This window comes from Microbacterium sp. PF5, assembly GCF_004794315.1.
Classification (GTDB): Bacteria; Actinomycetota; Actinomycetes; order Actinomycetales; family Microbacteriaceae; genus Microbacterium; species Microbacterium sufflavum.
This window is the reverse complement of record NZ_SSDQ01000016.1, coordinates 1-10794: the sequence shown is the minus strand read 5'-3', so window position 1 is coordinate 10794 and position 10794 is coordinate 1. Positions and strand designations below refer to the sequence as shown.

The 10794-nt window shown below is 71.4% G+C and carries 10 protein-coding genes and 1 pseudogene; 5 read left to right on the top strand and 6 right to left on the bottom strand.

The features are described from left to right. A pseudogene (locus DW297_RS00175) lies at positions 1-929 on the bottom strand (hypothetical protein); the annotation flags it as partial. Positions 930-1029: 100 nt separating this feature from the next. Beyond that, positions 1030-2058: a hypothetical protein gene (locus DW297_RS00170; protein ID WP_136028498.1), complete on the bottom strand. Its 1029-nt coding sequence runs from the start codon at positions 2056-2058 to the stop codon at positions 1030-1032. Positions 2059-2586: 528 nt separating this feature from the next. Between DW297_RS00170 and dnaB the strand changes: the two genes are divergently transcribed. The 3 genes from dnaB (at position 2587) to DW297_RS00150 (ending at position 7099) form a co-directional block, all read left to right on the top strand. Continuing rightward, entirely contained in the window at positions 2587-3960 is a 1374-nt protein-coding gene (gene dnaB, locus DW297_RS00165) for a replicative DNA helicase (protein WP_062637804.1), read from the top strand. A gap of 512 nt (positions 3961-4472) precedes the next feature. After that, entirely contained in the window at positions 4473-4670 is a 198-nt protein-coding gene (locus DW297_RS00155) for a hypothetical protein (RefSeq protein WP_136028496.1), read from the top strand. Positions 4671-4747: 77 nt separating this feature from the next. Further along, on the top strand, positions 4748-7099 hold the full coding sequence (locus tag DW297_RS00150; RefSeq protein WP_136028495.1) for a metallophosphoesterase: 2352 nt from the start codon (positions 4748-4750) through the stop codon (positions 7097-7099). Here DW297_RS00150 and DW297_RS00145 read toward each other — a convergent pair. After that, complete coding sequence (locus tag DW297_RS00145) at positions 7039-7713, bottom strand: winged helix-turn-helix transcriptional regulator (RefSeq protein ID WP_136028494.1); 675 nt, start codon at positions 7711-7713, stop codon at positions 7039-7041. The two genes, DW297_RS00150 and DW297_RS00145, sit on opposite strands and share 61 nt — an antisense overlap. 202 nt (positions 7714-7915) lie before the next feature. Here DW297_RS00145 and DW297_RS00140 point away from each other — a divergent pair, with 202 nt between their 5' ends. After that, positions 7916-8314 carry a hypothetical protein gene (locus tag DW297_RS00140; RefSeq protein WP_205828195.1) on the top strand — a complete coding sequence of 133 codons (399 nt, stop codon included), beginning with the start codon at positions 7916-7918 and terminating at the stop codon, positions 8312-8314. Here DW297_RS00140 and DW297_RS00135 read toward each other — a convergent pair. Beyond that, complete coding sequence (locus DW297_RS00135; RefSeq protein ID WP_136028493.1) at positions 8223-8846, bottom strand: TetR/AcrR family transcriptional regulator; 624 nt, start codon at positions 8844-8846, stop codon at positions 8223-8225. The two genes, DW297_RS00140 and DW297_RS00135, sit on opposite strands and share 92 nt — an antisense overlap. A 33-nt stretch (positions 8847-8879) precedes the next feature. On the opposite strand from DW297_RS00135, the gene DW297_RS00130 reads away from it, so the two are divergent. Beyond that, on the top strand, positions 8880-9854 hold the full coding sequence (locus DW297_RS00130) for a DMT family transporter (RefSeq protein WP_240744474.1): 975 nt from the start codon (positions 8880-8882) through the stop codon (positions 9852-9854). Here the strand turns inward: DW297_RS00130 and DW297_RS00125 are convergent. Both DW297_RS00125 and DW297_RS00120 read right to left on the bottom strand, forming a co-directional pair. Further along, positions 9794-10021: an RNA-binding S4 domain-containing protein gene (locus DW297_RS00125; RefSeq protein ID WP_136028492.1), complete on the bottom strand. Its 228-nt coding sequence runs from the start codon at positions 10019-10021 to the stop codon at positions 9794-9796. The two genes, DW297_RS00130 and DW297_RS00125, sit on opposite strands and share 61 nt — an antisense overlap. Before the next feature lie 30 nt (positions 10022-10051). Beyond that, a partial coding sequence (locus tag DW297_RS00120; protein WP_240744473.1) for a hypothetical protein occupies positions 10052-10794 on the bottom strand: 743 nt, incomplete at its 5' end.

The window sequence follows — 10794 nt, the reverse complement described above, 5'->3', positions numbered from 1 at the left end:
CCGGTGGTGCCGCCGGTGACGGTGGCGTCGTCGAGCACGGAGATGGCATTGCCGGTCACGCCGATGGGGGCGGTGATGGGTGCGACGACCTGCGAGCCGCCGACGACGCCGTCCTCACCCGAGGTGGCGGGGCTGCCGCCGTTCGCGGGTGCGGTGGGAGCCGCGCCGGTGCCGGTGCCGCCGGTGCTGGCGCTGTCGCCGAGCAGCGAGATGGCGTTGCCAGTCACGGTCACGGGAGCCGTCACGGGGGCGACGACCTGCGTGCCGCTGGCCGTGCCGTCCTCACCGCTGGTGCCCGCATCGACGCCGGTCGCGGGAGCCGGTGCTGCGGCCTCCGCGTCGGTCGAGGCCGACTCGGCGTCGCCCAGGAGCGACAGCGAGTTGCCCGACACGGTCACCGGGGCGTTCACCGCGAGCAGGGCCTGCGTGCCCGAGAGCACACCGTCCATGCCGTCGGTGTCGAGGGAAAGCACCCCGGCCGCGTCAGGGGCCTGGGGAGCCGCGCTCTGGGGTGGAGCGGCGGCCGGGGTGCTGGTCGTGGAGTCGTCGGTGAGGCTGATCGCGTTGCCCGACACGGTGACGGGCAGGTTCACGGTCACGACCGCCTGGGTTCCCGACGCGGTGCCCGAGCCGCCGTCCGTCTCCGCAGCGGGTGCGGGAGCGGGGGCCGGGGCCGGAGCGGGGGCCGGTGCCGGAGCGGGCGCGGGGGCCGGAGCCGGGGCCGGTGCGGGAGCCACCGCATCGCCGAGCACGGAGATCGCGTTGTCCACGACCGTGATCGGCGCCGTAATGGGTGCCACCGCCTGGGTGCCGGAGAGCAGTCCGTCGTCTCCGGATGTCTCGGCCGCATTGGCGGCCGTCGCGCCGAGCAGGGTGATCCCGCCGGCGAGGAGCGCGCCCCACAGGGCTCGCTTCGCGTAAGTACGCATGATGGTTCTCCTGACATGACTGGGGTGTCTGATGGGTGCACGCGATGAGGTGCGCGCGCAGCACGGCATCTGCCATCCGCGGGGATGGCGCGACGGTCAGTCAGTCAGGAGAGACGTCGGTGTCGGCGACGGGCGAGCCGGGAAGGGCATCGTCCGAGGCGCCGGCAACCCGCTCCCAGGCACGGAGCGGGAGCACGCCGTCGTCGCCGAGGCGAGCGTGGGCGTACGGGGTGCCTCCGCCGGAGGTGGCGGAGGAAGACGGGGCGGCGGGGGCACCGGGGGGTGCGTTGCCGGGCGCGGGGGTGTGATCGCCCGCGGCAGGGTCGGCGGGCGGCGTGGCCCCCTCGGCGCGTTCGTCGGAGGCGCCGGAGATCGCGGCGGACACGCCGGGCGTCGTCGCGCCGGGCAGCGCGGACACGGGCGCGGAGGTGAGAGCCACCGCGGCGGCGGGGAGCGATCCGTCGCTCACCGGCGGAATTCCGGGCTGGAGGCCGTCGATCACGGGCGGCACGGTCTCGTCGACGGTGCCGCCGATCACGCCGGTCACGTCATCGACCACGCCCACCACCTCGGTCACGAGGTCGGACGCGCCGGAGTCGACGACGATCCCGCCGACGATCGGAAGGCGGCCGACGGCGTCGAGGATCGGTGCGGTCACGCGCGAGATGGGCGAGTCCGCGAGGAGGTCGGTGGTGGTGTCGACGACCGACGAGGTCGCGTCCGTCACCGTGCCGAGCACGGGCGCCGCGACCGACCCCACGACCGGCACGCTCTCGACCGTCTCCGTGACCGTCTCGACGACGGCGGGCGCGGCCTGCACGGGGGCGACCGCCTGCGAGACGACGGGGGCGACCACCTGCGTCACCACCGGAGTGACCACCTGCGTGACGACGGGCGCGGCCACCTGGGTCACGACCGGGGCGACGACCTCGTTCACGACGGGTGCCGTCACGGCGGTCACCGTCTGCGTGACCGCGGTGGTCAGGGAGTCGAGCGGGCCGGGCTTCTGCTCGTCCGCGTGAGCGGATCCGCCACCGGTGAGCACCGTGAGTGCGGCCCACGCGAGCGCGCCGAGGCCACCCCAGAGAACGACGGCGGGTACGCCGCGTCGGGTCGCTCGAGCGCTCACGTCGTCCTCCCCCTCTGAAGGCAACGCCATATCGATACGGGTGTGTCGATGGGGAGCAGAATACTCGCGGGGTCCCACCCTGTCCAGGCCCATTTACAACCGCGACGGGTGGTGTCAGATCGTGACGCGCCCGGCGGATTTCCGGCTTGACTTTCCCCAAGTTCTACACATGTCGCTCCGGCAGGGGAAACCTTCAACGCGCGATTTAAGCTCGTTTCCATCCACAGGGTGGGGAAACGAGAAATCCCAGGTCAAGCATCATAAAAAAGTTCTTCCTCACCACACTCCACCGGGTTATCCACACCCGTTCTGCACAGACACTCCGCGTTTCTCCGCACGCTCTCCACATGGTTATCCACAGGCTGTGTTGCACCGTGTGGAGACCGCTCATAGCGTGGTCGAGCGACCGAATGTCGGGGGCCCCTGTTTGTCTGGAACCGGCCGCCGCGCGGGCGTGGAACCACCGACGACCACTCGTCATCCGCTGTCGGAGTTCCGCATCGGAACCGTCGCATCGAAGGGAACACTGTGTCGATCGCCGACATCTCGGAGGAGCGCCTGGGAGGGCAGCGTCCGCCCGAGCGCACCCCGCCGCACGACCTCCTCGCCGAGCAGAGCGCCCTGGGCGGCATGCTGCTTTCGAAGGACGCGGTGGCCGACGTGATCGAGACCCTCAAGGGCGCCGACTTCTACATCCCGAAGCACGAGCTGATCTTCGAGGCGATCCTGTCGCTCTACTCGCACGGCGAGCCGACCGACGTGGTCGCCGTCACCGACGAGCTCATCAAGACGGGCGAGCTGAGCAAGGCCGGCGGCGCCGACTACCTGCACACGCTCACCTCGATCGTGCCGACTGCCGCGAACGCCGGCTACTACGCGGGCATCGTGTCGGAGCGGGCCATCCTCCGCCGGCTGGTCGACGCGGGCACCCGCATCGTGCAGCTCGGCTACGACGGCCAGGGCGACGCGACCGACATCGTCAACAACGCGCAGGCTGAGATCTACTCCGTCACCGGTTCGGAGACCGCCGAGGACTACGTGCCGCTGACGGTCGCGGTCGACGCGGCGGTCGAGGAGATCGAGGCGGCGAACGGCCGCGACGGCTCCATGACGGGCATCCCGACCGGGTTCCGTGAGCTCGACGAGCTGACCAACGGCCTGCACGGCGGCCAGATGATCGTCGTCGCCGCCCGACCGGCCATGGGAAAGTCGACGCTCGCGCTCGACTTCGCGCGCGCCGCCTCCATCGGCCACGACTTCCCCTCCATCTTCTTCTCGCTCGAGATGGGCAAGAGCGAGATCGCGATGCGTCTGCTCAGCGCCGAGGGAGCCATCCCGCTGCAGAACATGCGCAAGGGAACGCTCGACCCGCGCGACTGGACCACGGTCGCCGCGACCCGCGGCCGCATCAACGACGCGCCCCTCTACATCGACGACAGCCCGAACATGACGCTCGTCGAGATCCGCGCCAAGTGCCGGCGGCTCAAGCAGCGTGCCGGGCTGCGCATGGTCATCATCGACTACCTGCAGCTGATGACCTCGGGCAAGCGCGTCGAGTCCCGTCAGCAGGAGGTCTCGGAGTTCTCGCGAAGCCTCAAGCTCATCGCCAAGGAACTGCAGGTGCCGGTGATCGCGCTGTCGCAGCTGAACCGTGGTCCCGAGCAGCGGCAGGACAAGAAGCCCGCCATCAGCGACCTGCGTGAGTCGGGCTCGATCGAGCAGGACGCCGACATGGTGATCCTGCTGCACCGCGACTCCGTGTACGACAAGGACGTGCGTCCGGGTGAGGCCGACCTGATCGTGGCCAAGCACCGTAACGGCCCGACGGCCACCATCACGGTCGCGTTCCAGGGCCACTACTCCCGCTTCGCCGACATGGCCCCCGGCGGCGACTTCAACTGACGTGTGCACGGAACGTCGGTCGCCCGGGCCCGTCGCGCTGGCGCGGGCGGGCGCATCCTGACAAGCTGACGGGATGAACCGCACCCGCGCCATCGTCGCCGTCGTCGCGGGGGTGGCGGTCGCCGGTGTCGCGGCCCTCGCCGTCCCGGCTGTCGTCTCCGCCGTCTCCGCGCCGTCCGAGACGTTCACGCACGCGCCGGCACCGGCCCCCGCCGCGGTCGACGAGTCGGAGTCCGCGCCGGGCGAGGGCGACCTGGTCGATCTCGGCGACGGCGTCTCCGTGCCCGCGGGCGGTCCGGGGGAGTGCACCACGAACTCGCTCATCAACATCGTCGCCCAGGACGGAGGGGCGCCGCATGCGAAGCTGCTCGGCGACCTCGTCGAGATGGGGGCGTCCGACCTCGCGAACGGCACCCCCGTGCTCGGCGACGACGGCACGGTCGTCGCCTACGAGGTCGCCCCGGGCGACAGCCTGATCGCGATCGTGGATCGACCAGTACGGGCCGTACCAGGTGGAGGCCGGCACCTCCACCATCCCCTACGCCAACGCGTTCATCGAGTTCTCGAACGCGATCGCCGCGGGCGACCTGGGCGCGGCGCGCGTCGTGTGGCAGCGCCTCGGCCCCGATGTCTCGCCGGAGGGGCAGGCCGTGGTCACGCAGGCCCTCGCCGACGAGGACTGGGACGTGCTGCACCAGCTCTTCCCCTGATCCCGCGCCACAGGCCCTTGTGGCTCCCGCCCCGGCGGGTGTAAGACGGAGCCAGTCGAAGTGGACTGGGGTTCGACATGGGGACGTGGACGCGCGCACGGCGTCGTGCGCTGGCGGTGGTCGGAGCGACCGTGATGCTGGTCGGCGCGCTCGTGCCCGCCGTCGCCTCCGCCGCCGACGAGACCTTCACGATCGTGGTGCTGCCCGACACACAGGGCTACACCGTGTCGAGCACGTACGAGCAGACGATGGCCGCGCAGACGCAGTGGATCGTCGACTCCCGCGCGCAGCTCAACACGAAGTTCGTGATCCAGGTGGGCGACCTCGTCGAGTCGTGGCCGAACGTGAACCACTGGGAGCGCGCGAGCCGGTACATGAAGACGCTCGACGACGCGGGCGTGCCGAACTCGGTGCTGCCGGGCAACCACGACCTCGACATCACGACCGGCGAGTCGAGCACGTACGACACCTACTTCCCGCCGAGCCGGTACTCCGCCGCCTCGTGGAACAGCCCGACGGTGTCGTACGGCGGATACCTGGGGCAGAACCAGTTCGGGCCCGACGGCATCGACCGCAAGAACAAGGACAGCTACAGCCTGCTCACGGTCGGCGACACGAAGCTGCTGCTGCTGAGCCTCGAATTCGAGTCGCCCGCCTACACCCTCGCGTGGGCCCAGCGCGTGCTCGACGCCCACCCCGACCGCAAGGTCATCCTCGCCACGCACGGCTTCATCAACACGGGGGGCACGCGCGCCACGCACGTCATCCGCACCGACGTCACCCCGGTGTCCGCGGTGACGCTGTGGAACGACTTCGTGTCGCAGAACTGCTCCATCTTCCTTGTCGTCAACGGCCACTGGCACGACGGCGACATCGGCGAGGCGCGGCGCACCGACCCGAACTCCTGCGGCACGCCCGTGCACCAGATCCTGTCGAACTACCAGAGCCGCGCGAACGGGGGCAACGGCTGGCTGCGGTACTACACGTTCGATCCCGCCGCGGGCACGGTCGACGCCTTCACCTACTCGCCGACCCTCCAGCAGTACGAGACCGACGCCGGGAGCCGCTTCACCCTCCCGGTCGACCTGGAACCCGGCACGGATGAGGTGCTGCTCGCGGGCGGGTCGACGTGGAAGTGGCGCAACTCGACGCAGGCGTGGCCGACCGGGTGGACGACCCTCGGCTTCGATGATTCCGGGTGGGGTTCGGGGAGGGCCCCACTCGGATGGGGCACCGCTGCCGTCACCTCGATCGACCTCGGGCCGCCGAGCACCAACCGCGCCCGCGCGATGCTCTTCCGCACCACCGTGACCCTCGCCGACATCGACGAGCTCAGTGGCGTGACCGTGAGCACCCGGGCCGACGACGGGGTGGCGGTGTGGGTCAACGGCACGCTGCTGGGCACCTCGCACCTGCAGTCGACCGCGCCGACCAGCGCGACCTATGCCGACGCGGTGCGCTCGACGAGTGTCGCGACCGCCGACCCCGCCGTGTTCGCGGTGCCGTCCGGACTGCTGCGCGAGGGGGCGAACGTGATCGCCGCCTCGGCCCACGTGAACTACCGCGGCACGCCGGACAGCACGTTCGACCTGGTGATGACCGCACGCCGCACGACCGTCGACCCCCCGCAGGACCCTCCGGGCGCCCCCGCGGCCACCGCGACCGCCACGTCTCCCACGAGCGTGGACATCGCGTGGTCGCCGGGCCCCGGAGGTGCGGTGAGCGGTGTGGAGGTGTCGCGCCCTGGAATGACGACGCTCACGGGGACAGGGGCGACGGGGGTGGTGACGGACGCGGCGGCACCGGCGGGGAGTGCGGTGTCGTACGCGGTGGTCGCGATCGGGCCGGACGGTGCGCGGTCCGCCGCGACCACGGTCTCCGTCACCACACCTCCCGCGGCGACGCCCGTGCCGGTCACGCTCGTGCGCAGCGATGCCGCCTGGCGCTTCCGCTACGCGGCCGGAGCCTGGCCGACCGGATGGACGGGCGTCGCCTTCGACGACACGGCGTGGGGGCAGGGCGCCGCACCGCTGGGCTTCGGCAGCGGCATCACGACGGTCGTCGACCTGCCACCCCCCACCACGCAGCGCCCCATCAGCATGCTGTTCCGCACGTCGTTCACGGTCACCGACCCCGCGAAGCTCTCCGAGCTGGTGCTCACGGCGCGCGCGGACGACGGGGCGGTGGTGACGGTCAACGGCGTCGAGGTCGGCCGGCTCCGCATGCCGACGACGACCGTCACCTCGACCACGTACGCCACCGCGGCGCCGAACACGGCCGCCGCGGTCGCCTCACCGCTCGTGATCCCGATCCCCGCGTCGTCGCTGCGCGCCGGCGTCAACGTGATCGCCGTGTCGACGCACCTGAACTACCGCTCGACTCCCGGCGTCTCGTTCGTCGCGACGCTGGAGGGCAAGACCCTTCCCTGAGCCGCGTGCTCGCGCAGGGCGAGGTGCACGCGACAGGAATGCGCGTCGGTGAACGGCAGCACGCGATCGATCACGACCGGTCCGCCCGCGCGCTCCAGCAGTGAGCGCAGCAGCTCCTCGTGCACGCGGCAGGCGACCGGTCCGTCGTCGGCGAGCAGGGCGTGGAAGCGGCACGGTGCGAGCTCGATCGTCAGCGCCTCCTCGTCGACCTCGGGCTCCAGCCCCACCTCGTCCAGGTGGTGGTAGAGCGCGTCGAGCTGGTGCGTCGCGTCGGTCGGCAGGGTGGACTCGGTCGCCGGGAGCACCGCGCGCATGAGATCGCCGTGCCGGATCGCCTCACGCAGATGCCGCTCCGCGACCTCGTTGCGATCGGTCGCTGTCACCACCGCGAAGCGCAGCCGGGGTCGTCCACGGCGGCCGGTGTGCTCGACCTCGGAGCGCACGTGCCCCTCCTTCTCGAGGATCCGGAGGTGATCGCGGAGGGTGTTGACGTGCAGGCCGGTGATGGCGGACAACTCGGCGAGACCGATCCCCGGGGTGTCGAGCAGGGCGTCGAGGACCCGTAGGCGACTCGACTGGGCAAGACCGCGGTAGGCGTCGATAGGACGTGGCATGTTACCTATTATCCGCGCAGGTCGGAGAACGGGCGAATTGCACGGCCCGCGTCTGCGCAGGCTCCCGGCCGCCTGGGTAGCGTGGGGCCATGACCGGCGGGCGTCTGACCACAGCACTGCGACTGCTGCTGCCCGCGTTCCTGCTCGGCGCGATGGTCGCCATCTCGTTCCTGAGGCGCCGCTCAAGTTCCTGGCGCCGGGCGTGACCATCCCGATCGGACTCGGCATCGGGCGCCTGATCTTCACCGCGCTCAACGTGCTCGCGGGTGTCGTGCTCCTCGTGCTGACGGTCGTCACGGTGCGGGCGCGCGCCGGACGCACCGTCGGGGTGCTGCTCACCGCGATCTGGGTCGTGTTCGCCGTCGAGGTCGCGGTGATCCGTCCCGTGCTCAACCGCCGCAGTGATCTGGTGATCGCGGGGTCTGCCGCTCCCGGGACCGACGGGGCGCACTATGCCTACATCGCGGCCGACACGATCCTGGTCGTGCTGCTCGTGGCGCTCACGATCGTCACCGTGCGCTCGGTGCTGCCCGATCCTGCGGCGACGCCGGCTCCAGGAGCGTCCGTGCGCAGTCCCGGGCCACGAGGAACGGACCGTTGAACGTCCCCATCCCGACCGTGACGATCGCCCCTTCGTAGAGCAGCATCATCGCCTCGGCACGCCGGTCCGGATGGTCGAAGCCCGCCTCGGCGAGCAACTCGTGGAACACCGACAGCAGCCACGTCTTCTGCCGCGACGCCTCGGCGAGCACGAGGCGCTCGTCGTCTCCGCCGTCGATCTCCGCACGGGCGTTGATCGCGCTGCACCCCTTGGGGCTGTTCTCGTCGGACCAGGTGATGGCGGCGTCGAACACGGCGAGCACGCGGTCGACGCCCGGTTCCGGCACGCGGGCGAGATGCGCGGCGACGTGATCGCGCCAGCGGGCGTCTCGGTGCTGGAGGTAGGAGACGACGAGCGCCTCCTTCGAGCCGAACCGGTCGTACAGCGTCTTCTTCGTCACTCCGGCGGCCGCCGCGATGGTGTCGACGCCGACGGTGTGGATCCCCCGTTCGTAGAACAGCCGGGACGCCGCGTCGAGCACGCGCTGTGCTCCCGGGGTGAGGGGGACGAGCTGCGGGGTCTCCTGGGGCATGACACGAGTATACCGCCCTGTATAGTCAGGATCATGAGTAAACAGATCGGTATACTTCACGGGGCGTTGACCGTGGCCGCCGCCGTCGCCTTCGTCGCCACGTGGAGCTCGGGTTTCGTGATCGCCGCCTTCGCCACGGCCGATACCTCCGCCCTCACCCTTCTCGTCTGGCGGTTCGTCCTCCTCGCGATCGTGCTGCTCCTTCTCGTCGGCGCGACCCGGGCGGCACGGGGTGTCACGCCGCGCGAACTCGGCGTCCAGGCCGCGATCGGGTTGTTCGCGCAGTTCGGCTACTGCGCCGCCGTGTGGGGCGCCGTCGCGGCCGGCATCGCCACCGGGACGGTCGCCCTCATCGACGCCGTGCAGCCGCTCGTCGTCGCCGCCCTGGTCGGCCCCCTCCTCGGCCTGCGCGTGCGCGGCGCCCAGTGGGCGGGGCTCGGGGTGGGTGCCATCGGCGTGGCCCTCGTCGTGCACTCCCAGCTCGGCTCCGCCGCGGCCACTCCCGCGGCCTACCTGCTGCCCCTGGCGGCGATGGTGTGCCTCGTGATCGGGACGTTCCTGCAGCGGCGGTCGTCCGCGCACACGGGGGTCCTCGTGACCCTCGCCGTGCAGGTCACCGTCACGGCCGTCGTGCTGCTCGTGATCGCCCTGCTCGCCGGAGCGCTCGTCCCTCCGGCCACGGCGGGGTTCTGGATCTCGGTCGCGCTCGCCGCCGTGTTCCCGACGCTCGGCGCCTACGGCCTGTACTGGTGGCTGCTGCGTCGCGTGGGCATCACCGCACTGCAGGCCCTGCTGTTCCTCATCGCACCGGCCACCGCACTCGCCGGGGCACTGCTGCTGGGTGAGCCGTTGACCGTGCTCACCGTCGCCGGCTTCGTCCTGTGCGCCGGGGGTGTGACGCTCGTGCTCGCGGGCGAGCGGGAGGCGCGGACCGAGGGGGCGGAGGCTCAGGGCCGGACGCGCACCGCCCGGCCCTCGAACGCGACCACGTCGCCATCGTGCAGTTGACGACCGCGGCGGCGGTCGACCTCACCGTTCACGGTCACGAAGCCGTCGATGATGACCTCCTTCGCGTCGCCGCCCGAATCGAGCAGACCGGCGAACTTGAGGAACTGGCCGAGGCGGATGACCTCACCGCCGATGGAGACCTCGTCGATCGGATCGGAGTTCGTCATGCCTGCATCGTATCGGCCGCCCGCCGCGTCTCAGTCGTCGAGGTCCGTGCCGACCACGGCGAAGGAGGCATCGAACTCGATGTCGACCGAGCGGTTGTCCGCCGTGAGCACGGAGGCGTCGTAGGGGCTCACATCGTCGGCGTCGGCGTCGACGTCGAGGTCGGTGATCATGCCGTCGGCCTCCGCGAGCGCGGCCTCGACCAGCGCCCGGATGGTCTCGTCGTCGAGCGTGAGCGTCGGCCCCGTGTCGTCGTCGTCCGCCTTCTCGGTCGCCACGACGGACGCCTTCAGGTCGTCGTCCACGCGCACGTCGCTCTCGTCGCCCGTGGCGGTGGTCAGCTGCACCTCCCACGTGCCGTCGCGCTTCGCGTCGATCGAGGTCACCTCGCCGTCCGCGGCTCCACGCGCCGCCTCGGCGATGTCGAGCAGCTCGTCGATCGAGGCCGTGCCGATACCGGTCACCGGTCCACCCGCACCGGCCGGCCGGTCGCCGCGGTCGCCCTCGCGCGGACCGTCGTCGTCGCGGGGGCCGTGGTCGCCGTCGCGGTGGTCGCCGTGGCGCGGTCCCTCCATCGACGGGTGGTCGTCGTCGCCGAACTCATCGCCGATCGCCGCGCCGACAGCCACCCCGCCACCCGCGAGCAGCACGGCCGCGGCGATGCCACCGCCGATGAGCAGGGCGCGCCTGCGTCCGGGCTTCGCCGGGGGAGTCGCCTCGCCTGCGGGCGCCGTGGAAGCGGGGGCGGGCTGTGCGGCGGCGGGCGCGGTCGGCT